The 26,895-nt window shown below is 62.2% G+C and carries 23 protein-coding genes; 9 read left to right on the forward strand and 14 right to left on the reverse strand.

Annotation, left to right across the window (positions count from 1 at the left end):
• Window positions 1-42: 42 nt before the first annotated feature.
• On the reverse strand, window positions 43-702 hold the full coding sequence (gene purN, locus J5N58_RS11215) for a phosphoribosylglycinamide formyltransferase (protein WP_113437958.1): 660 nt from the start codon (window positions 700-702) through the stop codon (window positions 43-45).
• Window positions 699-1,772, reverse strand: a complete 1,074-nt coding sequence (gene purM / locus J5N58_RS11220) for a phosphoribosylformylglycinamidine cyclo-ligase (RefSeq protein WP_113466700.1) — start codon at window positions 1,770-1,772, stop codon at window positions 699-701. Before purM ends, purN begins: the two co-directional genes overlap by 4 nt.
• 253 nt (window positions 1,773-2,025) lie before the next feature.
• On the opposite strand from purM, the gene J5N58_RS11225 reads away from it, so the two are divergent.
• The 4 genes from J5N58_RS11225 to ppx all read left to right on the forward strand — a co-directional run bounded on the left by J5N58_RS11225 (window position 2,026) and on the right by ppx (window position 7,652).
• A complete protein-coding gene (locus J5N58_RS11225) occupies window positions 2,026-3,150 on the forward strand; it encodes an AI-2E family transporter (RefSeq protein ID WP_244710822.1) in 1,125 nt (374 codons plus the stop codon).
• Window positions 3,151-3,864: a DnaA regulatory inactivator HdaA gene (gene hdaA, locus J5N58_RS11230; protein ID WP_112827242.1), complete on the forward strand. Its 714-nt coding sequence runs from the start codon at window positions 3,151-3,153 to the stop codon at window positions 3,862-3,864.
• Window positions 3,865-3,927: 63 nt separating this feature from the next.
• Window positions 3,928-6,120, forward strand: coding sequence for an RNA degradosome polyphosphate kinase (locus J5N58_RS11235; RefSeq protein WP_112827465.1), 2,193 nt, complete (start codon window positions 3,928-3,930; stop codon window positions 6,118-6,120).
• A gap of 11 nt (window positions 6,121-6,131) precedes the next feature.
• Window positions 6,132-7,652, forward strand: coding sequence for an exopolyphosphatase (gene ppx / locus J5N58_RS11240; protein WP_244710824.1), 1,521 nt, complete (start codon window positions 6,132-6,134; stop codon window positions 7,650-7,652).
• A 252-nt stretch (window positions 7,653-7,904) separates the two neighbouring features.
• Here ppx and J5N58_RS11245 read toward each other — a convergent pair whose 3' ends face one another.
• Together J5N58_RS11245 and J5N58_RS11250 are read right to left on the reverse strand one after the other, a co-directional pair.
• On the reverse strand, window positions 7,905-9,260 hold the full coding sequence (locus J5N58_RS11245) for an esterase-like activity of phytase family protein (protein ID WP_113466702.1): 1,356 nt from the start codon (window positions 9,258-9,260) through the stop codon (window positions 7,905-7,907).
• Window positions 9,261-9,355: 95 nt separating this feature from the next.
• Complete coding sequence (locus tag J5N58_RS11250) at window positions 9,356-10,237, reverse strand: AraC family transcriptional regulator (protein ID WP_244710826.1); 882 nt, start codon at window positions 10,235-10,237, stop codon at window positions 9,356-9,358.
• Between J5N58_RS11250 and J5N58_RS11255 the strand changes: the two genes are divergently transcribed.
• Window positions 10,236-10,643, forward strand: a complete 408-nt coding sequence (locus tag J5N58_RS11255) for a DUF2000 family protein (protein ID WP_113444076.1) — start codon at window positions 10,236-10,238, stop codon at window positions 10,641-10,643. The genes J5N58_RS11250 and J5N58_RS11255 overlap by 2 nt on opposite strands.
• Here the strand turns inward: J5N58_RS11255 and J5N58_RS11260 are convergent.
• The 8 genes from J5N58_RS11260 to J5N58_RS11295 all read right to left on the reverse strand — a co-directional run bounded on the left by J5N58_RS11260 (window position 10,615) and on the right by J5N58_RS11295 (window position 18,444).
• Window positions 10,615-10,947, reverse strand: coding sequence for a hypothetical protein (locus J5N58_RS11260; RefSeq protein ID WP_113426018.1), 333 nt, complete (start codon window positions 10,945-10,947; stop codon window positions 10,615-10,617). The two genes, J5N58_RS11255 and J5N58_RS11260, sit on opposite strands and share 29 nt — an antisense overlap.
• Window positions 10,948-11,964, reverse strand: coding sequence for a DUF2891 domain-containing protein (locus J5N58_RS11265; protein WP_244710952.1), 1,017 nt, complete (start codon window positions 11,962-11,964; stop codon window positions 10,948-10,950).
• Window positions 11,942-12,934 carry a small ribosomal subunit Rsm22 family protein gene (locus tag J5N58_RS11270; RefSeq protein WP_113466704.1) on the reverse strand — a complete coding sequence of 331 codons (993 nt, stop codon included), beginning with the start codon at window positions 12,932-12,934 and terminating at the stop codon, window positions 11,942-11,944. The genes J5N58_RS11265 and J5N58_RS11270 overlap by 23 nt, the downstream gene beginning before the upstream one ends.
• Before the next feature lie 10 nt (window positions 12,935-12,944).
• Entirely contained in the window at window positions 12,945-13,439 is a 495-nt protein-coding gene (locus tag J5N58_RS11275; RefSeq protein WP_113466705.1) for a GNAT family N-acetyltransferase, read from the reverse strand.
• Between the two features lie 4 nt (window positions 13,440-13,443).
• Window positions 13,444-14,589 carry a ribonuclease D gene (rnd, locus tag J5N58_RS11280; protein WP_112827233.1) on the reverse strand — a complete coding sequence of 382 codons (1,146 nt, stop codon included), beginning with the start codon at window positions 14,587-14,589 and terminating at the stop codon, window positions 13,444-13,446.
• A 123-nt stretch (window positions 14,590-14,712) separates the two neighbouring features.
• Window positions 14,713-15,612: an MBL fold metallo-hydrolase gene (locus J5N58_RS11285; RefSeq protein ID WP_244710828.1), complete on the reverse strand. Its 900-nt coding sequence runs from the start codon at window positions 15,610-15,612 to the stop codon at window positions 14,713-14,715.
• Window positions 15,613-15,707: 95 nt separating this feature from the next.
• On the reverse strand, window positions 15,708-17,117 hold the full coding sequence (locus J5N58_RS11290) for a multicopper oxidase family protein (protein WP_244710830.1): 1,410 nt from the start codon (window positions 17,115-17,117) through the stop codon (window positions 15,708-15,710).
• Between the two features lie 88 nt (window positions 17,118-17,205).
• Window positions 17,206-18,444: an MFS transporter gene (locus J5N58_RS11295; RefSeq protein WP_113426011.1), complete on the reverse strand. Its 1,239-nt coding sequence runs from the start codon at window positions 18,442-18,444 to the stop codon at window positions 17,206-17,208.
• Window positions 18,445-18,664: 220 nt separating this feature from the next.
• On the opposite strand from J5N58_RS11295, the gene aspS reads away from it, so the two are divergent.
• Both aspS and J5N58_RS11305 read left to right on the forward strand, forming a co-directional pair.
• Window positions 18,665-20,452 carry an aspartate--tRNA ligase gene (aspS, locus tag J5N58_RS11300; protein ID WP_113448755.1) on the forward strand — a complete coding sequence of 596 codons (1,788 nt, stop codon included), beginning with the start codon at window positions 18,665-18,667 and terminating at the stop codon, window positions 20,450-20,452.
• A 4-nt stretch (window positions 20,453-20,456) separates the two neighbouring features.
• Entirely contained in the window at window positions 20,457-20,996 is a 540-nt protein-coding gene (locus J5N58_RS11305) for an FUSC family protein (protein WP_244710833.1), read from the forward strand.
• 18 nt (window positions 20,997-21,014) lie between these two features.
• On the opposite strand, the gene J5N58_RS11310 is transcribed toward J5N58_RS11305, so the two are convergent.
• Window positions 21,015-22,211 carry a YdgA family protein gene (locus tag J5N58_RS11310; RefSeq protein WP_113444073.1) on the reverse strand — a complete coding sequence of 399 codons (1,197 nt, stop codon included), beginning with the start codon at window positions 22,209-22,211 and terminating at the stop codon, window positions 21,015-21,017.
• 214 nt (window positions 22,212-22,425) lie between these two features.
• Between J5N58_RS11310 and parC the strand changes: the two genes are divergently transcribed.
• Together parC and J5N58_RS11320 are read left to right on the forward strand one after the other, a co-directional pair.
• The gene (gene parC / locus J5N58_RS11315) at window positions 22,426-24,702 is read left to right on the forward strand and encodes a DNA topoisomerase IV subunit A (RefSeq protein ID WP_113426010.1); all 2,277 of its coding nucleotides are present in this window, start codon (window positions 22,426-22,428) and stop codon (window positions 24,700-24,702) included.
• A 133-nt stretch (window positions 24,703-24,835) separates the two neighbouring features.
• Window positions 24,836-25,939 carry an Acg family FMN-binding oxidoreductase gene (locus J5N58_RS11320; protein WP_244710835.1) on the forward strand — a complete coding sequence of 368 codons (1,104 nt, stop codon included), beginning with the start codon at window positions 24,836-24,838 and terminating at the stop codon, window positions 25,937-25,939.
• Window positions 25,940-26,059: 120 nt separating this feature from the next.
• Here the strand turns inward: J5N58_RS11320 and J5N58_RS11325 are convergent, their stop codons facing one another.
• Window positions 26,060-26,839, reverse strand: a complete 780-nt coding sequence (locus J5N58_RS11325; RefSeq protein ID WP_112827225.1) for an arginyltransferase — start codon at window positions 26,837-26,839, stop codon at window positions 26,060-26,062.
• Window positions 26,840-26,895: the final 56 nt, after the last annotated feature.

The following is a 26,895-nucleotide window of genomic DNA, read 5'->3' on the forward strand; positions in this document are numbered from 1 at the left end:
TGCGCGCGCCCGGCATTTCAAGCGTCGAGGTTGCCGCAGGCGTCAGAACGCCGCGATCAGCTTGTCGTCCGGACGGGGCGTATCCTGGGGTTCTCGAACGGCATGGCCGTTTTCCATGCGGACCTTGCCTTCCGCCATCAGCTTCAAGGCGAGCGGATAAAGCCGGTGTTCCACGGTCAGAACCCGCGCAGCGAGGCTGTCCGATGTATCTCCGGTCACGACCGGAACGGCCGCCTGCGCGAGGATCGGGCCTTCGTCCATGCCTTCGGTGACGAAATGCACGGTGCAGCCGGCGATCCGCATGCCTGCGTCGATGGCGCGCTGATGGGTATGCAGGCCCGGGAAGAGTGGCAGCAGGGAAGGGTGGATATTGATGATCCGGCCTTCGAAGCGCTGGATGAAATGGCCGGACAGCAGGCGCATGTAGCCGGCAAGGCAGATGATATCCGGCGACAGGCTTTCAAGCGTCGCAAGGATTGCGGCCTCATGCTCGGCCTTGCCTGCGTAGTCCCGACGCTCGAAGACGAAGGTCGCAATGCCGCGCTCGGCAGCCTTGGCGATCCCGCCCGCCGTGGACTTGTCGGAGATGACTGCGACCACCTCAGCTGGAAAATCCTTCGCCTCGCAAGCGGCTGCAAGCGCCAGCATGTTGGAGCCGCCGCCGGAAATGAAGACGACGACGCGTTTGCGCGGCATGGTCATAGGGCAAGGACACCCTGATAGCGCGTGCCGGGCTCTCCCTCGGCGCGTGCGATCATCCGCCCGAGCCGGACAACGGTCTCGCCTTCGGCTTCAAGAATGGCCGAGACGCGACCGGCATCCGCTGCCGCGACCACGACGATCATGCCGATGCCGCAGTTGAAGGTACGCAGCATCTCGTTCTGTGCGACGCCGCCGGTCTTTGCCAGCCAGGAGAAGACTGCCGGCGGTTTGATGGCGCCAAGGTCGATTTCCGCCGCCAGATGCTTCGGCAGGACGCGCGGAATGTTTTCCGGGAAACCGCCGCCGGTGATGTGTGCCAGCGCCTTGAGCGCACCCGTCTCGCGGATCGCCTTGAGGAGCGGCTTCACATAGATGCGGGTCGGCTCCAGCAGGGCCGCGCCGAGCGTCTTGTCGGCGTTGAAGGGCGCCTTGTCGTCCCAGGACAGGCCGGAAAGGCCAACGATCTTGCGCACCAGCGAGAAGCCGTTGGAGTGAACGCCGGAGGAAGAGAGACCGAGAATGACGTCGCCTTCCGCGATATCGCCGGCCGGCAGCAGCTTGCCGCGTTCGGCAGCGCCGACGGCAAAGCCCGCAAGGTCGTAGTCGCCGCCCGCATACATGCCGGGCATTTCGGCGGTTTCCCCGCCGATCAGCGCGCATCCTGCCTCGCGGCATCCGGCCGCGATGCCGCCGACGATCGCCGCGCCCTGTTCTGGATCGAGCTTGCCGGTTGCGAAGTAGTCGAGAAAGAGCAGCGGCTCCGCGCCCTGTACCACGAGATCGTTCACACACATGGCGACGAGGTCGATGCCGACAGTATCGTGGATGCCCGCGTCGATGGCGATCTTCAGCTTGGTGCCGACGCCGTCATTGGCGGCAACCAGGATCGGGTCGTTGAAGCCTGCGGCCTTGAGGTCGAACAGGCCGCCGAAGCCGCCGATTTCGCCATCTGCGCCGGGACGGCGCGTCGAGCGAACCGCCGGCTTGATCTTCTCGACCAGCAGGTTTCCGGCATCGATGTCGACGCCGGCGTCGCTATAGGTCAGACCGTTCTTTCCAGACTGGCTCATCCGTGCCTCCGATGGGTATCGATTATGCGGCTGGCAATTGCATGAAGAGGCTCGACATGCAAGCCGCGAGGCCGGATTCGCGATGTTTTCCGGCTGTTTTCGCAAGAGACTGATATGTAGCTGCCCTTCGTTAGCCGGTGTCTCCATCCGGCAGCCATCTTGACCTGCGCTTTGCCCATACCCTAATTCCTATGGGCCGGTCCGTCGCGTATTCGCGCGAAGGGCGAGGCCGGCGCGACGAGAGGAACGCTTCATGGTGCATCATATCAGCGGAACGGGTCTGCGGCGCCAGCTGCTGTTCTGGCTTGCTGCCCTCATCGTCTTTGTCTTTTTCCTGATGACGTTCCGGGCGATTCTCCTGCCCTTCATTGCCGGCATGGCGCTGGCCTATTTTCTCGATCCGGTGGCGGACCGGCTGGAGCGGCTCGGTCTCAGCCGCATGATGGCGACGGTGGTCATCCTCATCGCCTTCGTCTTCGTTTTCGTCCTGTCGCTGATGATTATCATCCCGATCCTGGCGAGTCAGTTCAACCAGTTCATCCAGCATGTTCCGGGCTACGTTTCCGATCTGCAGAATTTCATCGCCACGTCGAACGCCGCCTGGCTGCCGCAATGGCTGAATACCCAGATGGATACCATCAAGGGGAATTTTTCGCGCTATCTCTCGGAAGGGGTAGGTTTCATCGGCACGCTTTTCGGACAGATCTGGAATTCCGGCAAGGCGCTCGTCGATATTGCCTCGCTTCTGGTCGTGACCCCCGTCGTGGCCTTTTATCTGCTCCTCGACTGGGACAGGATGATCGCCAAGGTCGATAGCTGGATCCCTCGTAATCATGTCGCCACCGTCCGCGAGATTGCGTCTGAACTCGACAATACCATTGCCGGCTTCGTGCGCGGCCAGGGATCGCTCTGCCTGATTCTCGGCGTCTATTATGCCGTCGGCCTCTCCCTGATCGGGCTGAATTTCGGCCTGCTGATCGGCTTTTTCACCGGCATGATAAGCTTCATTCCCTATGTCGGCTCGACCGTCGGCCTGCTGCTTGCGGCGGGCGTCGCCCTGGTTCAGTTCTGGCCCGATTATGTACATCTCATCATCGTGGTGGTGTTCTTTTTCTCCGGACAGTTTATCGAAGGCAATATCCTGCAGCCGAAGCTTGTCGGCCAGAGCGTCGGCCTGCATCCCGTCTGGCTGATGTTTGCGCTGTTTGCCTTCGGCGCCCTGTTCGGCTTTGTCGGCGTTTTGGTCGCGGTGCCCGCCGCCGCCGCCATCGGCGTGCTTGTCCGTTTTGCGCTGGCACGGTATCTTGAGAGTGATTTGTATTACGGGCAAACGGCAGCCGGCGGCGAGCCGCCCGTGAAGGACGTTTCAGAGAAGTAGATGAGTGAGATCAAGAAGGTCGCGTCGCGGCGCAGTATCGCCGAACAGCTTCCGCTCGCCTTCGATCACGGCAGGGCGACGGGACGTGACGACCTGCTGGTGTCCGATCGCCTGGAGGCTGCCGTCGCCATCATCGATTCATGGCCCGACTGGCCGTCGCCGGTCGTGGTGCTGATGGGCCCCGAAGGCTCCGGAAAATCGCATCTGGTCGATATCTTCCGCCAGCAGAGCGGGGCCTTGGATATTCATCCGCTGACCGGAACCGATGCCGTGCGTAAGGCGGAGGCAGGACCGGTCGTGTTCGAGGATGCGGACCGGCAGGGTTTCGATGAAGTCGAGCTTTTCCATGTCATCAACAGCGTTCGCGAACACGGCACCAGCCTGCTGATGACCTCCCGCACCTGGCCGCCGTCGTGGAATGTCGCGCTGCCGGACCTGCGTTCGCGCCTGAAGGCCGCGACAATGGTGGAGATCGGCAGCCCCGATGAGGCATTGCTTTCTCAGGTGATGGTGAAATTGTTCGCTGACCGGCAGCTTTACGTCGATGACAAGATTGTGGGTTATATCGTGCAGCGCATGGAGCGGTCTTTTTCCGCCGCGCAGGAGATCGTCGAAAGGATCGACCGGCTGGCGCTGTCGCGTCGGACCCGGATCACCCGGGCTCTCGCCGGCGAGGTTTTGAACGAACTCTATGCGGCGAACGGACCGGAGTGATTGTCACAGGACTGTCGTCAAACTGTTATAATCGGCGCGGGTAACCAAAAAGGGATGGAAGACATGGACTCTGTGGTAAGCGACGCAGCCGAGGTTGCACAAGCTGAGGCGACGGCCACGGACGATCTGCTGTCGAGTTCCGATCGCTTCATCAACCGTGAATTTTCGTGGTTGCAGTTCAATCGCCGCGTGCTCGAGGAAACCCTGAACACCGCCCATCCGCTGCTCGAGCGGGTGCGTTTCCTGTCGATTTCGTCCACCAATCTCGACGAGTTCTTCATGGTGCGCGTTGCCGGCCTTGAAGGGCAGGTTCGGCAGGGCATTACCATCAAGAGCCCGGACGGCAAGACGCCGGCCGAACAGCTCGACGAAATCCTCAAGGAAATCGACAATCTGCAAATGGAGCAGCAGGCGTCACTTGCGGTCCTGCAGCAATATCTCGCCAAGGAAGACATCCTGATCGTTCGTCCGGCGGCACTTTCCGCCGAGGATCGGACCTGGCTCGGTAGCGCGTTCGAAGAATCGATCTTTCCCGTGCTGACGCCGCTTTCGATCGATCCCGCCCATCCTTTTCCTTTCATCCCCAATCTCGGTTTTTCGATGGGGCTGCAGCTGGAAAGCAAGCGCAATCGCGAGCCGATGACGGCGCTGCTGCGCTTGCCGCCGACGCTCGACCGCTTCATCCGCCTACCCGACGAGAAGACGACCATCCGCTACATCACGCTGGAAGACGTGGTTGGCATGTTCATCCATCGCCTCTATCCCGGCTACGAGGTGACCGGCTTCGGCACCTTCCGCATCATTCGCGACAGCGATATCGAAGTCGAGGAAGAGGCCGAGGATCTGGTGCGCTTCTTCGAAACGGCGCTCAAGCGCCGCCGCCGGGGTTCGGTGATCCGTATCGAGGTTGATTCCGAGATGCCGGTCTCGCTGCGCCAGTTCGTGGTTCACGAACTGGCCGTGCCCGAAAACCGCGTTGCGGTTCTGCCGGGTCTTTTGGCGCTCAATACGCTCTCCGAGATTGCCAAGGCGCCGCGCGACGACCTGCGTTTCGAAGCCTATAACGCCCGCTTCCCGGAGCGCGTGCGCGAGCATGCCGGCGACTGCCTTGCCGCCATCCGCGAAAAGGACATGGTGGTCCACCACCCCTATGAAAGCTTCGACGTCGTCGTGCAGTTCCTGCTGCAGGCCGCCCGCGATCCGGACGTGCTGGCGATCAAGCAGACGCTTTACCGTACGTCGAACGACAGCCCGATCGTGCGTGCCCTGATCGATGCCGCCGAGGCTGGCAAGTCGGTGACCGCCCTGGTCGAGCTCAAGGCCCGCTTCGATGAAGAGGCGAACATCCGCTGGGCGCGCGATCTTGAACGGGCCGGCGTGCAGGTGGTCTTCGGCTTCATCGAACTCAAGACCCACGCCAAGATGTCCATGGTGGTGCGTCGCGAGGACGGCAAGCTCAGGACCTACTGCCATCTCGGCACCGGCAACTATCACCCGGTGACGGCGAAGATCTACACGGACCTTTCCTTCTTCACCTGCAACCCGAAGATCGCCCACGACATGGCGAATGTCTTCAACTTCATCACCGGCTACGGCGAGCCGGAGGAAAGCATGAAGCTCGCGGTCTCGCCCTATACGCTGCGTCCGCGCATCCTGCGGCACATCGAGGAAGAGATCGTCCACGCCCGCAACGGCGCGCCGGCGGCCATCTGGATGAAGATGAACTCGCTCGTCGATCCGGAAATCATCGATGCGCTCTACCGCGCCAGCCGCGCAGGCGTCGAGGTCGACCTGGTCGTTCGCGGCATCTGCTGCCTGCGTCCGCAGGTGCCGGGCCTCTCGGATAATATCCGGGTCAAATCGATCGTCGGCCGCTTCCTGGAGCATAGCCGCATCTTCTGTTTCGGTAACGGCTATGGCCTGCCCTCGGAAAAGGCCCTGGTCTATATCGGCTCGGCGGACATGATGCCGCGCAACCTGGACCGGCGCGTCGAAACGCTGGTGCCGCTGACGAACCCCACCGTGCACGAGCAGGTGCTTTCACAGATTATGCTGGGCAATCTGATTGACAACCAGCAGAGCTACGAGATATTGCCCGACGGGACGTCAAGGCGGATGGAAGTGCGCCCCGGCGAGGAACCTTTTAACGCGCAGCATTATTTCATGACCAATCCGAGCCTGTCTGGACGCGGGGAATCGCTGAAATCTAGTGCGCCGAAACTGATTGCCGGTCTCATATCCGGCCGGAAACGCTAAACTGGTACTTCATGACAAGATCTGAAGCGCAGGGGCGCCTGCCCGGCATTGCCCCTGTTTCCGTTGTCGATATTGGTTCGAACTCGATCCGTCTCGTCGTTTATGAGGGCCTTTCGAGAGCCCCGACGGTGCTTTTCAACGAGAAGGTGCTGTGTGGCCTTGGCAAGGGGCTCGCTTCCAGCGGTCGTATGGACGACGAAGGTGTAACCCGCGCACTTGCGGCCCTTCGCAGGTTCGGCGCCCTTTCCCGTCAGGCTCGCGCCACCGCCATGTATGTGCTTGCAACGGCTGCGGCCCGCGAGGCGGTCAACGGCCCGGAATTCATTCGCAGGGCGGAAGAAATTCTCGATCACAAGGTGATTGTCCTGACCGGCGAGGAAGAGGCGCGTTACTCCGCCCTAGGCATCGTCAGCGGCTTTCACGATCCCGATGGTATTGCCGGCGACCTCGGCGGCGGATCGCTCGAACTGATCGACGTCAAGGGGCGTGAGCTCGGCAAGGGCATCACCCTGCCTCTTGGCGGGCTGCGGCTCTCCGAGACCGTCGGCGGCTCCATTTCCAAGGCGAGGGCCCTTGCCCGCAAGCAGATCAAGGGGGCGAAGCTGCTCGAGAAGGGTGCCGGCCGAACCTTCTATGCCGTTGGCGGCACCTGGCGAAACATCGCCAAGCTGCACATGGAACTCCGCGACTATCCTCTGCACATGATGCAGGGTTACGAACTGCCCTACGGCGAGATCGTTTCCTTCCTGGAGGATGTGATTTCCGGGGCTAATTCCCGCGATCCCGCCTGGGCCTCCATCTCGAAGAGCCGCCGCTCGCTTCTTCCGTTCGGTGCCATCGCCATGCGGGAAGTGCTGGATGTCATGAAGCCGGCGCGGGTTTCCTTCTCGGCACAGGGTGTTCGCGAAGGCTATCTTTATTCTCTCCTGTCGGAAGAAGATCAGGCGCAGGATCCGCTGCTGGCGGCGGCCGACGAACTTGCGATCCTGCGTGCCCGTTCACCGGAGCACGCCCGCGAGCTGGCCGAATGGACAGGCCGGATGATGCCGTATTTCGACGTTGTCGAAATCGAGGAGGACGTGCGCTATCGCCGGGCGGCCTGCCTGTTGGCCGACATCAGCTGGCGCGCCCACCCGGACTATCGCGGACTTCAGGCGCTCAACATCATCGCCCATTCCTCGTTCGTCGGTATCACGCATCCGGGCCGCGCCTTCATCGCGCTGACCAACTACTACCGCTTCGAAGGCCTCTACGACGACGGCCGTACCGGTCCGCTGGCGACAATTGCGACCGACCGCCTTCTGGAGCGCGCCAAGCTCCTCGGCGGCATGCTGCGGGTGGTCTATCTCTTCTCCGCCTCGATGCCCGGCATTGTTCACAACCTGACGTTCCGTCGTTCCGAACGCCCGGATCTCGACCTCGAATTCGTCGTGCCGTCGGCCTACCGGGATTTTGCCGGCGAGCGCCTCGACGGCCGGCTCCAGCAGCTTTCCCGGCTCACCGGCAAGCGGATCGCTTTCGTATTCGAATGATCTTTAGCCGCGCGTATGGGCGGTTTCATCGCAGTTACAGTCAACGACAAGTCCGATCCGGACCCCTGCGCAGCCGGCACCCGCAGCCCACCAGTCCTGTCGGTGGGGGGCGGAGACTCTAGCTATGACGTAAACGTAAAAATCCAGCCTGGAATACCAAGTTCGGCTCGAACGTCTCGTTCATGCTGCGAACCGTACGATTGACGAGACGGAAATAAAGGCCGACGGCAGGAATGCCGCCGGCCTCGTTCATTACTTGGCAGCGAGGAATTCACCGACTTCGAGCAGGACGAACTCGTTGTCGTCGGCCTTGTCCAGCGCGCGACCGGCCGAGAAGGGCAGGTTGTTGTCGTTGCCGACGATGATGTGGGTCGGATCGACCACGTCGACGTTTTCGATGGTGACGAAAGGCATGTCATAGAAGCCTTCGCCGCCGCCCTGGCGCTTCTTGTTGTCCGGATCGGAGATCTTCATCAGATCGATGTAGCCGATCTTGCGGGCGGCTTTGCCGGCGTTTTCGTCCGTCATCTCGATCTTGTAGATGCGCTTGTGCTTGGCCGGAACGGCAAAGCAGGTCGGCTCGGGCTTCTTCGGGTCGGCGCAAGCCTTGTCCGCCGTGCCGGCGCCGTTGTCGCGCTCGATGATGAGAGCAGTGGTGCCGTCGATCATGTTGAAGTCGCCGATGGCCTCGCCGCCTTCGGACAGCGGATAGAGCCACGAGCGGCCGGTCCATGCCTTCGAGGCGACATCGAGCTCGATGATGCGCAGCGCCGTCAGGCCGTCGGCCTTCTCGACCGAACCGTCCTCAAGGTAAAGCGGGCCCTCGAGCAGGCCGTAGAGCTTGGAGCCGTCCTTCGACATCGCGAGGCCTTCATAGCCGCCCGAGCGCTTCAGGTTGAACACTGGCATCTTGGCGGTCGGATTTGCCGGAACGACGAGGGTGGCATTGTCGGGCGATTTCACGTCGGTCTCGCCGGCCTTGGTGGCGATAACCTCGGTCAGCTTGCCGTCCTTGGAGAATTTCAGGATGTAGGGACCGAATTCTTCACCGATCCAGAAGCCGTCGGCGACGGGTTGGATCGACTCGACGTCGAAGTCAGCGCCGGTGAGGTAACGCTGCTCGGCGCCTTCCATGACGATCGGGAAGGGGGCCTTCTTGTCGGGGTCGGACAGGAACACGGTTTCAAGACGCTCGACCTTGCCGGCATCCCAATCGAACTTGAGGTGATGCAGCATCAGCATGGAGTCGCTGGAATTGATTTTCGAGCCGAAACCGTTGTCGGAAAGGCTCCAGAAGGTGCCGTCCTCCATGGCCTTGATCCCGGAAAAACCCTGCACGGCCTGGCCGTCGAAAGGCATGGAAAGGCCGGTCGGGCGAACGCCGTCCTTGCCGGGAATTGTGCCGAGGCCTTCTGCACGCTTGCGGTCGGCGGTGGTGAACTTGCCCGAGGTCTTCAGATGGGCGGGGGCATCGGCCGGAGCGGCGATGATCGTGTTGGCGGGCAGGATCGCATGGGAAACGAGCTTGGCCGGGAAGGCGACCTCGTCGGCAAAGGCCGGAGCGGCGAGGAGGAAAAGGGCTACCGATGCAAAGAGATGTTTTTTCATGGCGTCACCATTCGTAGGACGGTTAGAGACGCGGCATGCTTAAGGAGCGCCCATGTCAGCGCGATTTCCGTTCGATGAAGTTTCGGTGACTGTCCTCAGGCGCGAAGCAGCGTCAGCCAGTGGCCGGGCGTCATGCCGTAGCAATTCCTGAAATGGCGGGTGAAATGGCTCTGGTCGGCGAAGCCGGCATCGTAGGCGGCCTCCGCAATCGGCATGCCATCGCGAATCGTGCCTCTGGCCCGCTCCAGTCGCCGCATGGTGAGATAACGATGCGGGCTCGTTCCCGTCACCAGCCGGAACTGGCGGGCAAGCGAATAGCGGTTGAGGTTGGTCAGCGTTTCCAGATCTTCTGAGGAAACCTGCCCGGCACAGTTTTCCCTGAGATAGGCGCAGGCGCGTGCGACGGCCCGTTCCGCCTTGCGCGACACTGTCTGCCGGTTGCCGGCATGGCGTCCCAGGCCGTCTGCGATACGGGCCAGCAGGTCCGAGAGCGCCAATCCATCCGGAGCATGGTCAAGATCGGCAAGCGCTTCCGCAAGAGCGCTGGCAAGCCGGTTGTCGGAAAGGACCGGGGTCGATACGAATGGCAGGGTCACGGACGGTCGGTCGCAGGCGTCGCGGATCAGTTCCGGAGGAATGTACATCATCCGGTAGCGCAGGCCGTCGTCGGTGCCTGCAGCGCCGTCATGAATCTCGTCCGGGTGGAGAACGATGATGTTTCCGGGCAGGCTGAAGCGCGACTGGCCGCGATAGGCGAAGGTCTGCACCCCGCTGACGGTCAGCCCCAGCGCATAGGTGTCATGCCGATGCGGCGCAAAGCCGTTGCCGGAAAACCGAGCCTCGATGCGCTCGATGCCGTGGGTATCGATACCGGCACGGATCGCGTCGGCCGGTCTGCACGAACGTTCAAGACCTTCGCCATCAGGGACTGGTAGCCCGGCAAGCGTATCAAGAAGACCGTTTGCGGAGTGCTGCATGTTCGATACCAAGTTCGTCGTTGTCCTGCGCGAGGATCTCGTCGCGTGGCAGAAGCTCAACGTTACCGCCTTTCTGACGAGCGGCATAGTCGCAAGGGAGGAGGGCATTATCGGCGAGCCCTACAGGGACGCCGCAGGCAACATCTACAATGCGCTGTGCATCCAACCGATCGTGGTGCTCTCCTGCGATCAGGAGACATTGCGCAAGATCCACCAGCGGTCGCTTGAGCGCGAAGTGCCAACTTCGCTCTACATCGAAGAGATGTTTTCAACCGGACATGACGCTGCCAATCGGGCAGTCTTTGCCGAATTTTCGCCCGAGAATGCGAAGGTGGTGGGTTTTGCGCTCCGCGCCGACAAGAAGATCGTCGACAAGATCACCAAGGGCGCCCGGATGCATGGATAAGATCAAACAGGGCGCCGATGCCGAGAGGCAGCAGGGTGATCGCAGCGCTGACGGGCGTCGCGAACCCGAGCACCAGCGAAGTGGCGAGGCTCACCACCAGGTAAAGGCCCCACGCCAGCTTATGCCGGGTCATGAGGCCGGCGATGCAGAGGGCGAGATTGACCAGCAACAGCGAAATGGCGATAGCCGAGGCGAGCGGCGGCGGCACGAAACCGCGTCGTCTCAGGTCGGCGGTGGCCAGTGCAAGCACGGCAGTGGCGAGCACAAGCCCGATCAGCTTTCTCGAGGGTAGAATGCCGGACAATCAGGCCTCCAGAGCCAGAACAGCGAAGCTCGCGAGCCAGTGTTCGCCCATATAGTCGCCGGCGACATGGGGCAGTGACGCGGTAAGGTGCCGATCAGCCGCAGCTTGCAGGACGGCACGGCGCCCATCGTCCATAGGGAGCGCACTGGCCAGCGAACGGAAGCACCATGCGCGACTGAGGTTCAGCCCGTCCAGATGCGCGATCTTCCCGTCGGAGGGGTCCGAAACGCTGGCGGGTGAAAACAGCGTTGCCGGCTGCCCCTCCGCAAGCATCGGCAGGAATCGGCTGAACCAATCGACGAAAGCCTCCGCAGGCAGGAGGCGGCGCACGCATTCTGCCTCCGCCAGCGTCGACGACAGGAAATCGTCGCCCGACGGCTCTCCCCAGGCCGGGCAGTCCCGGTCCTCGCCATACCAGCGAAGGGCCGTTGCGCGTAGAAGATCGACGAACGCGGCGTCGTTGACCGCCTCGCCGTAATCCGCCGCAAGCCGGATCGCGAAGGCCGTGTTGAAATGCGTCCCAACCCGCACCGGATAGGTGGCGAGCGGCAGGAAGCTCTCGAAGCGGCCTGCGATGAGCCGCGAAAGCGGCCGAAGCGTTTCGGCGAAGCCGCGATCCTTTATGACCTCCAGTTCGGCGGCGAGCTTCAGCAGCCAGCCCCAGCCATAGGGACGCTCGAAACCGCGTGAGCCGGACCGTTCGAAGAGTGCGACTTCACCGGCGACAGCGTCTGTGGTCAACCGTCGTTCGAAAAGGCCGAGGATCTCAGGCGCTGACGCGAGATCGGCAAAGCGATTGAGAAGGTGGGCGAGCATCCAGTAGCCGTGCACGCAGGAATGCCAGTCATAGCTGCCGAAGAAGACCGGATGGGTCTCGCGCGGCGAACGCACATCATCGGGGCCGCCGAAGACGAAGCCGGGCTTGTGGGGATATTCCCGCTCGACATGGGAAAGCGCAATAAGCGTAAACTTTTCAGCCGTCTGCAGGTTAAGTTCATGCTTCTTCGACATCGCCATCTCCCCTCGCATCGAAGGCATCGCCCCAATCCGCCCGGCGGGCCGCCTTGAAGACTGCGCCGTCGCGGCGGCTGACGGTGATCTCCGAGGCGATGCCGTCGGCGCGACAGAGTTTCAGCCGTCCGACGCCGCCGGAAATCTTCGGCGGAGCGAGCACTCTTGATGCAGGCGGTTCGGCGGGATGCCGTGATGCGGCGATGAAGATGTATTTCTCGTCCTCCCATGGCACCTCTCCCTGCTTGGCGAGGCGATGCACGCGGGAGCGCGCGACGCGGCGGGAGAAATGACACCAGTCCGGCGCCTCGATGGGGCAGTCCGCGGCATGCGGACAGGGCGCCACGACATGGGCGCCGGCCTCCAGCAGCGTGGCGCGCGCCGTCAGGATACGCCGCCAGCCGGCCGGTGTTCCGGGTTCCACGATGACGATAGTGTGGCCGGTTAGCGCCCAGAGCCGGGAGACCGCCGTCGGTATGGCGCTCACGGCGATCTCGTCCAGCACATAGGCCAGCGTCACGAGATCGGCGGGCGGCAGCTGCGGGATGGAACCCGTGAGATCGCCGGCAAGCCACTGGCAATCCACCTGTCCGGCCTTCGCCAGCGCATCGCCGACCGAGCGTATCGCGGCACTGGCCTCGACAAGGCTCGCCCGCCTGAGTTCCGGCCAGCAATCGGCCGCGGCCCAAAGCGCAGTGCCGGGACCTGCGCCGACATCGATCAGGCTTTCCGGGGCAAAGGAGGGCGATGCTTCCTCGACCATGGAAAGGGCGGCGCGAACGGCTGCGAAGGTGGCGGGCAGGCGGGTGGCGAGATAGGCCTTGGCGGCCAGCTCGCCATCGATGTGGAACTTGCCGTCGCGCACCTCGCGGCGATAGCGGTCGGAGAGTTTTTCGCTCGCACGCTGCAGCCGCTCCAGCGGTTCGCGGGCGAGCATCTGGTCCACAGCGGCTCTGAGCGGAGCGGGGAGTTCCACGGAGGTGACCTCAGTTTCGCGCCGACCATTCGGGGCGCAACATCGACATCATGACCATATCGGCGCGGCTGCCATCAGGAAGCAATGCGGATTGCCGCTTGGCACCTTCCTCGACAAAACCGCTCTTGCGATAGACGGAAAGCGCCCTGCCATTCCCGCGAACCACCGTCAGCCAGAGGCGGAAAGCTTCCGTTTCGCGAAAGGCGAAATCGATCGTAGCGCTCACCAACTGCGATCCGCAACCCCGGTCCGGAACGGCCACCGCGACCCTCTTGAGACAGACATTGCCATCCCGGTTGTCCAGCTCATTGAGGATCGCGAAGCCGACTGGTGATCCGGTCACGTCTTCGCCGATTAGATAGGCGAAGGCTTCGCTTGCCATATACCGCTTGTGCTCGTCCACGCTGTAACGGCCTATGAAGTAGTCATAACCCGGCAGACGTTCGGTTTCCATGATGAAACCGACGTCGTCGGGCGATGCGCGCCGCAGCCGCAGGGCCGGCATCTGCTTAGAATTCCACCGCTTCGACGCGCCTGTCGACGAAGCGCAGCCCGACGCCGCCGGAAATCAGCTTCAGCGCCAGATCGCCGAAAAGGTCGCGACGCCAGCCCTGCAGCGCCGGAACGTCGGCCTTCTCGCCTTCGGCCGCGATCTTTTCCAGGTCTTCGCTGTTGGCGATCACCTTGGAGGCGACGCCATGCTTTTCCGAGGTCAGGCGCAGCAGCACCTTGAGAAGCTCGACTGCGGCCTGCGCTCCCTCCGGGGCGTGGCTGTGCCGCTGGACATGCGGCATATCCGATTTCGGCAGTGCCAGCGCCGCATTGACCTGATCGACGATGGCCGCGCCCGATGAGGAGCGTTCCCATCCCTTGGGTATGGTGCGCAGGCGGCCGAGCGCCTCGGTATCCTTGGGCTGCTGCTGGGCGATCTCGTAGATCGCATCGTCCTTCAGAACGCGGGAGCGCGGCACGTTGCGGCTGCGGGCCTCGCGTTCGCGCCAGGCGGCAACATATTGCATGACGGCGAGTTCCTGCGGCTTGCGCAGCCGCATTTTGAGCCGCTGCCAGGCGTCGTCGGGGTGCAGGTCGTAGGTCTCGCGCGATTCGAGGATGGCCATTTCTTCCGTCAGCCATTCGGCGCGGCCTTCGCGCTCCAGCTCGTCTTTCAGCCGCAGATAGACTTCGCGCAGGTGCGTGACATCCGCCAGCGCGTATTCGAGCTGTTTGTCGGAAAGGGGGCGCCGGCTCCAGTCGGTGAAGCGCGAGGTCTTGTCGATATGGACGTTCTTCACCTTCTGCACGAGTTGGTCATAGGAGACGCTGTCGCCGAAACCGCACACCATCGCCGCCACCTGGGTGTCGAATATCGGATGCGGGATCAGATTGCCGAGGTGGAAGATGATTTCGATGTCCTGCCGGGCGGCATGGAAAACCTTGACCACCGACTCATCCGCCATCAGGGCGAAGAACGGCGCGAGGTCCAGACCCTTGGCCAGCGGATCGACGATCACTTCGAGATCGGGGCTGGCCATCTGGATCAGGCAAAGCTCCGGCCAGAAGGTAGTTTCCCGAAGAAATTCGGTGTCGATGGTTATGAAATCCGATTGGGCGAGCTTGTGGCAGGCTTCCTCTAATGCGGCGGTAGTGTCGATCATTTCGGCTCGGTCATGAAAAAAGGTTGTTAGCCTTAGTTCTCCTTTAGATCGGCGATGTCAATATGATCGGGCTGCTGGGGCCGCGCTTGCGACAGTTGCTCCCCGTTTTCGCCATCTGCGACGCTAAATCGTGAGGCTGGCTTGCTTTCTATTGCGGAGAGCGGCGATGTTGTCGCTGTGGACCCGCTCATAGGGCTCGAAATAGCTGATGCTTCCCTGCATCACATTGGAGGCGACGAAATCGGCAAGGCTGGTCTTGTCGAGATCGGGATCGTCGATCGTTTCCATGAGACGCATGAGGTAATCGCGGTTCGCCTGGATCAGGTCCGGCGCATAACCGCCGCCGGAAATACGTTTCTCCGAGCCGTGGTTCGGCAGTATGTGGCGGATGGGAAGCTGCGCGAGGCGATCCAGTTCCTTGATGTGACGAAGCGTATGTTCCGGCTCGGAAATATAGGTGACCGTGTCCTCCAGCGTATCGCCGGCGAGGAGGACCCCGATATCGGGCAGGAACAGCACCGTTCCGTCGGCGCTGTGGATTTCGAACTGCAGGAGTTCGACTTTTCGCTTGCCGACGTCGAGTTCGAGACGTTCGTTGAAAAGGCTGTTCGGCATGACGACGGGATCGATGGGCGGGTTTTCGGCGGCAAGAGCTGCGGCGTTATCCGCCATCGCCTGCGCCGTCAGCCGGTTGGCGATGATTTCGCAATCGGCAAAGACCGCATTGCCGGCGATGTGATCGGTGTGCCAGTGGCTGAGCACGACGCGAACACGGGAGACGCCGAGTCCTTCCAGATGACGCCTCACCGCCTGGGCATGATCCAGGGAAATATGCGTGTCGTAGACGAGTGCCTCATTAACGGAAACGATGGCGTAACTGGCGACGCCGAGGCTGTAAGCACCATCGTCCAGCCAGTTTCTGTCAGTCGAATACAGGCGTTTGCCGGAAATACGGCCGTCGTAGTAGGCGTAGATTCCGGGATAGGGCTCAAGGGTGCGGAGCGTGGCAGCAAGGTCGGTCACGGCAGCTTCCTGCGCTGGTGTCGTTGCCAGTTGATGCCAGCGTGGCTTGTCTGCTGTCAAGTCACGGAATAGGGCCATATGGCTGGCCTGGCGGGTCAGACGACTCGCACGTAGCTGGTCATGCCCGTCTTCTGATGTTCGATGATATGGCAATGCAGCACCCAGTCGCCCGGATTGTCGGCGACGACCGCGAGCTGGACCTTTTCGTCGGGCAGCACGAGATAGGTATCTGACACCAGAGGCGAAACCGGCCCCCTGGAAGATGAGATGACCTTGAAATTCATGCCGTGGATGTGGATGGGATGCGCGTGCGGCGTCACGTTTTCCAGATTGAAGAGATAGGTCTTGCCGAGCTTCATCTCGACGAGCGGTGCCATCGGATCGGAGCTGTCGCCGGGATAGGGGACCTTGTTGATGGCCCAGAAGGAATAGCCGAGCGAACCGCAGATGGAATCCTTGGCAGCCTCCTCTGCGGTCGCGCTGAGCACGAGCGGAACCGGGGTCGCGTCGGAGAGATCGGCTTCCACGGGTGCGTTGGGTGCAAGCGGCGCCACGTCGCCGAGGCTCCGCTTCAGCGATGGGCCGACTGAGCGCAGCCGGGCGACCACCTTCGGCGTCGATGGCCGGATGTCCTCGAGTGCTGCGGTTTCGCCTTCCGTCTCCGGCATGCGCACCACGAGATCGAGCCTCTGGCCGGGAGCGACGACCGCCATGTCGAGGGGAATAGGCCGGGGAACCGGCTGCCCGTCGATGGCAGCGATCAGGGCTTCCACGCCCACCATTTTCAGGTTGTAGATGCGGGTCACATCGGACACCAGAACGCGCAGGCGCACAAGGCCGCCGGCCGGGGCATCATAGCTCGGTTCGATCTGCCAGTTTGCCGTGCGCACCGTGCCGAAGGTGCCGGTCTTGGCCGCATCGCGCGCCTTGAACTGTTCGATGAACTGGCTGTTGCCGCCAAGCCGCCAGTCGCGAAGGTTGAGCGCCACTTCCGCGTCGAAGACCGGATCGTCGGGGTCCTCGACAACGAACATGCCGGCAAGGCCGCGGCCGATCTGTTCGAGCGTGTTGCAATGGGGATGATACCAGAATGTGCCGGCATCCGGCGGGGTGAAGGCGTAGTCGAACCCGTCGCCCGGATAGACATAGGGCTGGGTCAGGAAGGGAACGCCATCCATGGCGTTGTCGATCCTGAGCCCGTGCCAGTGAACCGTGCTCGGCTCGTCGAGCCGGTTGTCGAAACGGGCGGCGAAGGGTTTTCCGCGGCGGGCTCGAAGGACGGGCGGAAGGGCCTCGGCGGTATCGCCACCGCCCAGACGATAGCTCATGACGCCCTCGGTCGCCGCCTTTCCGTCGATTTCCGCGCTGCGCCTGTAGGCTTCGAGCTTGAGCGGATCGGCGGCGGCGAGCGCGCTGGTGAGGCGAGGCAGGAACGCCATGCCCGAAGCGTATGCCCCGGCCACGGCCGATGCCTTGAGGAGAGTGCGGCGGGTCAGCAGGGCCATGAGGCGTCTCCGGCAGATGAGGTTTCGCCTCTTTTAAAGTTGAGGTGGAAAATCATCAATATCGGGCTGGCGGCCAAACTGCCGCAGGTCAGTCCTCGTCCTTTTCGGTCGGCGGTGTCGCCAGCTTGTTGAAGAAGGTCGATGTTCTCAAAAGATTGCGAAAACGGCTTCGGCGGCTGCTTGCCGGCACCCCCTCGCGGGCGCTCATGCGCTGCAGCGTGTAGACCATGAAGGCAAAGAGCACGGCAGTCGTGTAGATGAAGAGCGCCCGGGGGCCGAAGTGATCGAGCATGAAGGAAGCGAAAAGCGGACCGATGACGGCGCCGATGGACCAGAAGAACAGTGTGCCGGCCGATACCAGCGCATGCTGGCCCGGGGCGGCATGGTCGTTGGCGTGGGCCGAGCAGAGGGAATAGAGCGGCATGCCGAAGGCGCCGAAGACGAAGATGCCGACGAAATTCAGCCACTCGTTCGTGCCGGCGACGAAGGCGAGGAAAAGACCGGCCGAGAAGGTTCCGAATGCGGAGATGAGGATGATGAATCGGCGGTCCAGCTTGTCGGAATAATGGCCGAGCGGATATTGCAGCACCACGCCCGCGAAAATGCCGACGCTCATGAAAGTGGCAATCGAGGTGATCGACATACCGATACCGTCGGCATAGATCGGCCCGAGCGAACGGAAGCTGGAATTGGTGAGGCCGACGACGATGCAGCCGACGGTCGCCAGCGGCGAGACCTTCCACAGAACGCGGAGATCGAAGCGCACGGCCTGCGGCGGCGCCGGACTGGACCGGTCGGCAAACGAGATCGGCACCAGCGACAGAGTGAGCGCCATGGAGATAATGGTGAAGAGTTCGAAGCCGCCGATGCCGACCGCCGGGATCATGTATTGCGCGAGCGTCACGGCCCCGAGATCGACGAAGCGGTAAATGGAAAGGGTTCGGGCCCGCGTGCTGTTCGTCACCCGTGCGTTGAGCCAGCTTTCGACGACGGCGAAGAGGCCGGCGAAACAGAGGCCCTGGATAAGCCGCATGGTGAACCAGCTCGTCGGATGGATGAAGAGCAGCATGGAAATGGAGGCCGCCGAGGCGATCGCCGCCAGGGCACTGAATGTCCTGATGTGCCCGATCGACCGGATGATGCGGGTCACGTAAATGCAGCCGATGGCAAAGCCGATATTGTAGCCCGTGCCGATGATGCCGATCATCGACGTGGAGAAGCCTTCCTCAAGCGCGCGAAGCGAGATGAACGTGCCTTGCAGGCCGTTGCCGCCGATCAGGATGCCTGCGGTGATGAGAAGAGGGATGAGGGGCCGGATATCGTTCATGGGACCTGCATGGATGAGCGGCCGCCTTGAGTCGCCGCCGTCACAGGATGCACCTTGTAGAGCAGAGGGTTGTGCTGTTACAGCGGAAATCTCGGCGACATATGCTCCAGCCTTGACAAATCGGACAGTCCGTGCGCTTTTCCGCCCGATTTTTATCGGTTGTCTATGGTCGCCCGCGCGCCTTTTCGGCCGTTACCTTAGTCCAGGAAAGCTCTGAAAAATGCACCGTTACCGCAGCCACACCTGCGCCGCCCTCCGCAAGTCCGATGTCGGCGCAACCGTCCGTCTCTCCGGCTGGGTCCATCGTGTCCGTGACCACGGTGGCGTTCTCTTCATCGATCTGCGCGACCATTACGGCATCACCCAGGTGGTGGCCGATCCCGACAGCCCGGCTTTCAAGCTGGCCGAAGCCGTGCGCGGCGAATGGGTGATCCGCATCGACGGCGTGGTCAAGGCCCGCACCGAGGATACCGTCAACAAGAACATGCCGACCGGCGAAATCGAGCTCTATGCACAAGAGATCGAGGTTCTCTCCGCCGCCAAGGAATTGCCGCTGCCGGTCTTCGGCGAGCCCGATTATCCCGAAGACGTGCGCCTCAAGTACCGCTTCCTCGACCTGCGCCGCGAGACGCTGCACAAAAATATCGTCAAGCGCACCCAGATTATCTCCGCCATGCGTTCCGGCATGGGCGAGGCGGGTTTCGCCGAATACACGACTCCGATCCTGACGGCCTCCTCGCCGGAAGGCGCGCGTGACTTCCTGGTGCCGAGCCGCATCCATCAGGGCAAGTTCTTTGCCCTGCCGCAGGCGCCGCAGCAGTACAAGCAGCTCCTGATGGTTGCCGGTTTCGATCGCTATTTCCAGATCGCTCCGTGCTTCCGTGACGAAGACCCGCGCGCCGACCGTCTGCCGGGCGAGTTCTACCAGCTCGACGTCGAAATGAGCTTCGTCACCCAGGAAGATGTCTGGCAGACGATGGAACCGATGATGACCCGCGTCTTCGAGCAGTTCGCCGAAGGCAAGCCGGTTACCAAGGAATGGCCGCGCATTCCGTATGACGTGGCGATCCGCAAATACGGTTCCGACAAGCCGGATCTCAGAAACCCGATCGTCATGGAATCCGTCACCGAGCATTTTGCCGGTTCGGGCTTCAAGGTTTTCGCCAACATGATCGCCTCCAACCCGAAGGTCGAGGTCTGGGCTATTCCCGCCAAGACCGGCGGCAGTCGCGCCTTCTGCGATCGCATGAATGCCTGGGCCCAGAGCCAGGGCCAGCCGGGCCTCGGCTATATCTTCTGGCGCCAGGAAGGCGCTGTTCTGGAAGGTGCCGGCCCGCTCGCCAAGAACATCGGCGAGGAGCGCACCGAAGCGATCCGCAACCAGCTCGGCCTTGACGAAGGCGACGCCTGCTTCTTCGTCGCCGGCGAGCCGTCCAAGTTCTACAAGTTTGCCGGCGAGGCCCGTAACCGCGCCGCCGACGAGCTCAACCTGATCGATCGCGACCGCTACGAGTTCTGCTGGATCGTCGACTTCCCGTTCTACGAATGGAACGAGGATGAGAAGAAGGTCGACTTCGCGCACAACCCGTTCTCCATGCCGCAGGGTGGCCTCGACGCGCTGAACAGCGAGGACCCGCTGACGATCAAGGCCTATCAGTACGATGCGGTCTGCAACGGCTTCGAAATCGCCTCGGGCTCGATCCGTAACCAGTCTCCGGAACTCATGGTCAAGGCCTTCGAACTGGTCGGTCTTTCCAAGGCGGATGTCGAGGAACGCTTCGGCGGCATGTACCGCGCGTTCCAGTACGGTGCGCCTCCGCATGGCGGCTGCGCCTTCGGTATCGACCGCATCGTCATGCTGCTTGTCGGCGCCAAGAACCTGCGCGAAATCTCGCTGTTCCCGATGAACCAGCAGGCGCAGGATCTCCTGATGAACGCACCGTCCGAGGCCACGCCGACCCAGCTTCGCGAACTTGCGCTGCGCGTGGTGCCGCAGAAGAAGGATTGATGTGATGGCATTCCGGATGTCCGAGCGAGTCCGGGATATCGCAGTTCACGCCAGCGCCGCGGCCATTGCCGCGGCGTTGTCTTTTTATCTGGCGCGCTGGCTGTTCGGCCATCCGGAACCGATCTTCGCCGCGATCACCGCGATCATCTGCCTTGCATCCGGCATTCCCAATCATTTTCGCCAGACATTGAACATGATGGTGGGCGTGACGATCGGGATACTGGTGGGAGAACTCGCATTCCTGCTGCCGATCCCGTTTCTCGAAATCCGGATATTGCTGTGCGTCTTTCTGGGCGTGCTGATCGGCGCCCTGATAAATCTTGCACCCGTCGTTCCCATTCAAGCCGGCGCTTCGGCCTTGCTGGTGATGGTCATGGGACCCGCGACCGCAGGTCTGGTACGCTTTCTTGACGTCGCAGTGGGAGCGGCAATCGGCGCGGCTTTCGCGCTTGCGCTATTCCTGCATAACCGCGCCGCATCCTCCGATCCGGAAGGTGGCGAGCCATACGAAACGAAAGAGGCCGTCCTGAAGGACGGCCCCTGAGCTTTTCCGAGAGAATGCTTATTCTTCGTTGGCGCTGACGGACACGCCGAGCAGTTGCGGAATGGTTTCCGGTGCGCCCATGCCTGCGCCCATAATCATGGGGAAGGGGACCGGTTTTTCCGGTGCGGCGCTGATCGTCAGGTTCTGCGGATCGTCGAGATAGGTGTTGACGGCGGTGGAGACCTCGTTCTGCAGCGCGCCGAGCTTGGCCTGGGCGAGCATCATCGGCACCATTGCCTTGACCATCTGGGCCATCTGGTCGCCGGTGGTACCCTGTTCCTTGCCGGCAAAATCGAGGCCCCGCTTGGTGATGCCGTCGTCCTCGAAGCTGATTTCGGCGCTGACGAAAGACATCTGCTGCATCAGGCCGAGCATGGCGAGACCGGCGGCCTGCTGGGCCTGCTCGTTGTTTTCCTGGCCCTGCATCGTGCGGGCGGTTTCCTGAAGCTGCTTGACGAGGTCCATGGTGTAGCCGGAGAGGCTGAATGCCAGGTTCAGACGGCCGATATTGGCGAAATCGAAGCTGTATTCCTCGATGTCGATCGTGCCGCTTTCAAGTTCCCAACTGCCCGAGAAAGAGACGTCGCCCTCAAGGTTCTGAAGGTTCAGCGCGTCGATGGTTTCCTTGCTCTTGGCATCCTCGACAACGGAAAGATCGGCCTTGAGGCCGCTGACGCCGCCTTCGAACGAAAGCGATTTCTCGTCATCTCCGACTGTTGTGGTGGCAGAAGCCTCGGCCATGGTGAAGACCGGCTTGCCGTCGACGCTGACGTCGATCGGGCCGCTATGGGCTTCGTCATAGAGCATCATCGACTTGAGGTCGTTGCCATCGGTGCTGCCGGGCACATGCACGCCAGCAAGGTAGAGATCCTTAACCGAGATTCTGGTTTTCTCTTCGGTGAAATCCACCGCCGGGAAATCGATGCGCTCGATGTAATAGGCGCCGCCGTCTTCCTCGCTGACGCCCTTCAGCGTCAGGTCTCCGAGCGGGACCGATTTTTCCTGCGGGCCGGTCGTCGTGAACTTGGAGCCCTTGAGGGTGACCGCGCTGCCGTTGACCTCCACCGATTCGGCGGAAATCGCGCCGCTGCCCGCCGCATAGGCGGCATTGATCTTTTTCAGGAGATCCTGACCGTCCAGCGCCCATGCCGGGCCGGAAAGCGTTGCGAAGGCGGCGCCAGCCAGCAGCAGCCGGGAAGTGCGGGAGAAGGTCATATGTGCATTCCTTTCGGGGAAAACGGCTCTGAGTTACGTCATTCGCGACCAACAGCATGTCTTTATATTGGCAGATTGCGAAACTTCCATCGCTTTTGCCATGACATTTTGACCTAGGTTAAAGGGTGGTGACTTTCGTCACACCTCAGCTAATCCACAACCGGATTGCGCTGATTCCTTGCCGTTTCCGGCCTTCTCGTCTAGTTGAAAGACCATGGGGACAAATCTTACTCCGCCGGATGACGGCGGCGACAACATTCAGCCGGTCGATCTCAAGGCGGCGCTAGAAGAGCGCTACCTCGCCTATGCCTTGTCGACGATCATGCACCGCGCGCTGCCCGACGTGCGCGACGGACTGAAGCCGGTCCATCGCCGCATCATCCATGCGATGAGCGAGATGGGCATCCGCCCGAACTCGGCCTTCAAGAAATGCGCTCGTATCGTCGGCGACGTCATCGGTAAGTTCCATCCGCATGGAGACCAGTCGGTCTATGACGCGCTGGTGCGTCTCGCGCAGGATTTCTCCCAGCGCTACCCGGTCGTGGACGGGCAGGGCAATTTCGGCAACATCGATGGCGATAGCGCCGCTGCCTATCGTTACACCGAAGCGCGCATGACCGATGTCGCGGCGCTGCTGCTCGAAGGCATCGATCAGGACGCCGTCGATTACCGCCCGACCTATAATGAGGAAGACGAGGAGCCGGTCGTTCTTCCCGGCGCCTTCCCGAACCTGCTTGCAAACGGCGCATCCGGCATCGCGGTCGGCATGGCGACGTCGATCCCGCCGCACAACGTGCATGAAATCTGCGACGCGGCCCTTTATCTCATCAAGAATCCCGGCGCTCCCGTCGAGGAACTGCTGGCCGATCCGGCCAACCCCCAGAAGGGTGGTATCGAGGGTCCGGACTTCCCGACCGGCGGCATCATCGTCGAGAGCCGCGAAAGCATGCTGGAGACCTACCGCACGGGTCGCGGCGGCTTCCGTGTGCGCGCCCGCTGGGAGACCGAGGATCTCGGTCGCGGTGGTTACCAGATCATCGTCACGCAGATCCCGTTCCAGGTACAGAAGTCGCGGCTCATCGAAAAGATCGCCGAACTGCTGATCGCCAAGCGGCTTCCGCTTCTCGAAGACATCCGCGACGAATCGGCCGAAGACGTTCGCATCGTGCTGGTGCCGAAGAGCCGAACGGTCGACGCGACGCTGCTGATGGAATCGATGTTCAAGCTCACCGAGCTGGAAAGCCGCATTCCGCTCAACATGAACGTGCTGTCGCAGGGCAAGGTGCCCAAGGTGATGGCGTTGAACGAGGTCCTGAGCGAGTGGCTGGAACACCGCAAGGATGTTCTGGTTCGCCGTTCGCGTTTCCGCCTTGCCGCAATCGATCGCCGCCTTGAAATCCTCGGCGGCCTGCTGATCGCCTATCTCAACCTCGACGAAGTCATCCGCATCATCCGCGAGGAGGACGAGCCCAAGCCGGTGATGATCGCCCGTTGGGACCTGACCGACGTCCAGGCCGAGGCGATCCTCAACATGCGGCTGCGCAATCTGCGCAAGCTCGAGGAATTCGAGATCCGCAAGGAACACGAGGAACTCAGCAAGGAAAAGGCCGAGATCGAGGCGCTGCTCGCTTCCGACGAAAAGCAGTGGCAGACGGTCGCGTGGGAGATTGGCGAGGTCAAGAAGAAGTACGCCAAGGCAACCGAACTCGGCCGCCGCCGCACCCAGTTCGCTGACGCGCCGGACGCCGACAGCGAGGCCATCCAGCAGGCGATGATCGAAAAGGAACCGATCACCGTCGTGGTATCCGAGAAGGGCTGGATACGGGCGCTCAAGGGGCACATTTCCGATACGTCGAGCCTGACCTTCAAGGAAGGCGACGGCCTGAAAGTTGCCTTCCCGGCGCAGACCACGGACAAGATCCTGCTGGTCACGACCGGCGGCAAGGTGTTCACGCTCGGTGGCGACAAGTTGCCGGGCGGCCGTGGACACGGCGAACCCCTGCGTATCATGGTCGACATGGAGAACGATCAGGACGTGCTGACCGCCTTCGTGCACGATGGCAGTCGCAAGCTTCTCTTCTCCTCGACCGTGGGCAACGGCTTTATCGTTGCCGAGTCCGATATCGTAGCCAACACCCGCAAGGGCAAGCAGGTGATGAATGTCGGCATGCCGGACGAGGCGAAGCTGGTGGTTCCCGTCTCCGGCGACCATGTGGCCGTTGTCGGCGAGAACCGCAAGCTGCTGGTGTTCCCTCTGGTGCAGGTGCCGGAAATGACGCGTGGCAAGGGCGTTCGCCTGCAGCGTTACAAGGATGGCGGCATCTCGGACATCAAGTGTTTCGCAATCGCCGATGGGTTGACCTGGGAAGACAGCGCCGGCCGCGTCTTCAGCAAGTCGAAGGAGGAACTTGCCGAATGGATGGGCGACCGTGCCGCGGCCGGCCGCACCGTTCCGAAGGGCTTCCCCCGCAGCGGCAAGTTCTCTGGTTGAGCCGTCAGTTTATCGGTTGGGTGTGATCCCTGAGGAAGCGGATTCTGGCGTCCGGTTCCCGTGTCCTTGATCCTGGGCAAGAGCTTGTGCGGTTTATCGGCTAGACTGCCGTCGAAGAAGATGGAGGCTGGCGATGTTGAGCAGGCGGGCGATGCTGACAGGCGGGGCGGGGCTCATCGCTCTCGGAACCGGCGGAACTGTGCTTGCCCTCGGTCTCGGGAGCCGTCGGTATCAGGACTATGCTGAGAGGATTCGCGCGCCGCTCGGCGCCGATCCGCCGCTGGTCGAACTGGTGCGCCATGCGACGCTTGCCGCCAACGGCCATAACACCCAGCCATGGGTTTTCCGCCTTTCCGGCGACCGCATCTCCATCCGTCCGGATTTCTCGCGCCGTACGCCGGCGGTGGATCCGGACGACCATCATCTCTATGTGGGCCTTGGCTGCGCGCTCGAGAATCTTGTGATCGCCGCCGCGTCGACAGACCGTGTTGCGGAGGTTGCGGTGGTGGACGAAGGGCAAAACGGCGTGGCCGTGACGCTGTCCCGTGGTGCTCCGAGCGACGAGCGGTTGAAGGAAATAGCCCCTGCAATTCCGCTGAGGCAATCGACCCGCAGCGTCTATGACGGCAGGCCGGTTGCCCCGGGGGATCTGGAAAGCCTGACGAAAAGCGCGGCGGTTGCAGGCGTGGATACCGTTCTCGTCACGCAACGTTCGCAGGTTGACCGGGTGAGAGACCTCGTCATTGCCGGTAGCGACATCCAGATGGCGGATCGCGCTTTTATCCGAGAGCTCAAGGATTGGCTGCGCTTCAGTCCTTATGTCGCGATGCACAGGGGCGACGGCCTGTATTCGCCGGCAAGCGGCAATCCGGCATTGCCGGAATGGCTCGGGCCGGTCGCGTTCGATCTCGCTTTCAGGCCCGGTTCCGAGGCCGACAAATACAAGCGCCACATGGACAGTTCGGCCGGGGTGGCGGTCTTCTCCTCCGCCGCGGAGGGACCGGCAGGCTGGATTGCGGTGGGGCGGGCATGCCAGCGTTTCTGCCTTATGGCGACCGTGCTGGGTCTGAGGACTGCGTTCGTCAACCAGCCGGTCGAGGTCGCGGCGCTGCGAGGGGACCTTTCCGTCCTCGCCGGCCTTGGTGGACGGCGCCCTGATATCGTCCTGCGCTTCGGCTATGCGCCGGCGATGACCTATTCGCCGCGGAGGCCGGTCGAAGCGGTTATCGAAGTCTGAGGTTTGCGGGCGGCAGGCATTCGGTTCATATCCGTGCGAACGATTTGCCCATCAGCGGAACGACCACGATACCGTCGGGAGGCCCGGTCCTGCGGAAGCCCGGTCGGGAAGGGGATGATGTCATGTTTTTGCCAGAGCGGCCGCCTGCTCGTCGGGGATGTAGCGTTCCCATCCCTGGTTCGTCAGGTGCTCCTGGGGCAGGAAGCGGGTCTTGTAGTCCATCTTGTTGGAACCGCGCACCCAATAGCCGAGATAGACATGGGGCAGTCCGAGCGCCTTCGCCCGGTTGACATGGTCGAGAACCATCATCGTGCCGAGAGACCGCTTTACCATGGCGGGGTTGAAGAAGGAGTAGACCATGGAGAGCCCGTCGCTCATCAGATCCGACAAGGCGACCGCCACCAGTTCTCCGCGCGGCTGGCCGCCGAGCCCGTCACCGGGCGCGCGCAGCCGATATTCGATGACGCGGGTCTGCACATGCGTATCTTCGACCATGATGGCATAGTCGAGCGCAGACATGTCGGACATGCCGCCTTCCTGATGCCGATGATCCAGGTAGGTACGAAAGAGTGAAAACTGTTCGGTCGAGGGCTGGGCGGGAAAGACGGTCGAGACGATGTCCCGGTTCGTGGCGCTCACCCGCTTGAAGGAACGGCCAGGCTCGAACTCATCGACGAGAATGCGCACCGATATGCAGGCGCGACAGGATTCGCAGGCGGGGCGATAGGCGATGTTCTGCGACCGGCGGAAGCCACCCTGCGTCAGCAGGTCGTTCATCTCGGTCGCACGCGGACCGACGAGATGGGTGAAAACCTTGCGCTCCATTTCCCCCGGCAGGTACGGGCACGGCGCCGGCGCCGTGAGGTAGAATTGCGGGGACGGAGACGTCTGGGTGTTCATCTTGGCGGTCGGATTCCTCTGGCGACCATGGTTTTCATTAGCATGGCGCAAGAATA

It is taken from the genome of Paenirhizobium cremeum (assembly GCF_022884085.1).
Classification (GTDB): domain Bacteria; phylum Pseudomonadota; class Alphaproteobacteria; order Rhizobiales; family Rhizobiaceae; genus Allorhizobium; species Allorhizobium cremeum.

Coding starts and splice junctions, on each gene's coding strand:
- hdaA (WP_112827242.1), top strand. CDS start 3,151: ATGAGTGAGATCAAGAAGGTCGCGTCGCGGCGCAGTATCGCCGAACAG.
- J5N58_RS11255 (WP_113444076.1), top strand. CDS start 10,236: ATGTTCGATACCAAGTTCGTCGTTGTCCTGCGCGAGGATCTCGTCGCG.
- J5N58_RS11265 (WP_244710952.1), bottom strand. CDS start 11,964: ATGGCGATGTCGAAGAAGCATGAACTTAACCTGCAGACGGCTGAAAAG.
- J5N58_RS11225 (WP_244710822.1), top strand. CDS start 2,026: ATGGTGCATCATATCAGCGGAACGGGTCTGCGGCGCCAGCTGCTGTTC.
- J5N58_RS11245 (WP_113466702.1), bottom strand. CDS start 9,260: ATGAAAAAACATCTCTTTGCATCGGTAGCCCTTTTCCTCCTCGCCGCT.
- ppx (WP_244710824.1), top strand. CDS start 6,132: ATGACAAGATCTGAAGCGCAGGGGCGCCTGCCCGGCATTGCCCCTGTT.
- J5N58_RS11290 (WP_244710830.1), bottom strand. CDS start 17,117: ATGGCCCTGCTGACCCGCCGCACTCTCCTCAAGGCATCGGCCGTGGCC.
- aspS (WP_113448755.1), top strand. CDS start 18,665: ATGCACCGTTACCGCAGCCACACCTGCGCCGCCCTCCGCAAGTCCGAT.
- J5N58_RS11325 (WP_112827225.1), bottom strand. CDS start 26,839: ATGAACACCCAGACGTCTCCGTCCCCGCAATTCTACCTCACGGCGCCG.
- J5N58_RS11310 (WP_113444073.1), bottom strand. CDS start 22,211: ATGACCTTCTCCCGCACTTCCCGGCTGCTGCTGGCTGGCGCCGCCTTC.
- J5N58_RS11235 (WP_112827465.1), top strand. CDS start 3,928: ATGGACTCTGTGGTAAGCGACGCAGCCGAGGTTGCACAAGCTGAGGCG.
- J5N58_RS11305 (WP_244710833.1), top strand. CDS start 20,457: ATGGCATTCCGGATGTCCGAGCGAGTCCGGGATATCGCAGTTCACGCC.
- rnd (WP_112827233.1), bottom strand. CDS start 14,589: ATGATCGACACTACCGCCGCATTAGAGGAAGCCTGCCACAAGCTCGCC.
- J5N58_RS11275 (WP_113466705.1), bottom strand. CDS start 13,439: ATGCCGGCCCTGCGGCTGCGGCGCGCATCGCCCGACGACGTCGGTTTC.
- purN (WP_113437958.1), bottom strand. CDS start 702: ATGACCATGCCGCGCAAACGCGTCGTCGTCTTCATTTCCGGCGGCGGC.
- J5N58_RS11295 (WP_113426011.1), bottom strand. CDS start 18,444: ATGAACGATATCCGGCCCCTCATCCCTCTTCTCATCACCGCAGGCATC.
- J5N58_RS11320 (WP_244710835.1), top strand. CDS start 24,836: ATGTTGAGCAGGCGGGCGATGCTGACAGGCGGGGCGGGGCTCATCGCT.
- parC (WP_113426010.1), top strand. CDS start 22,426: ATGGGGACAAATCTTACTCCGCCGGATGACGGCGGCGACAACATTCAG.
- J5N58_RS11250 (WP_244710826.1), bottom strand. CDS start 10,237: ATGCAGCACTCCGCAAACGGTCTTCTTGATACGCTTGCCGGGCTACCA.
- purM (WP_113466700.1), bottom strand. CDS start 1,772: ATGAGCCAGTCTGGAAAGAACGGTCTGACCTATAGCGACGCCGGCGTC.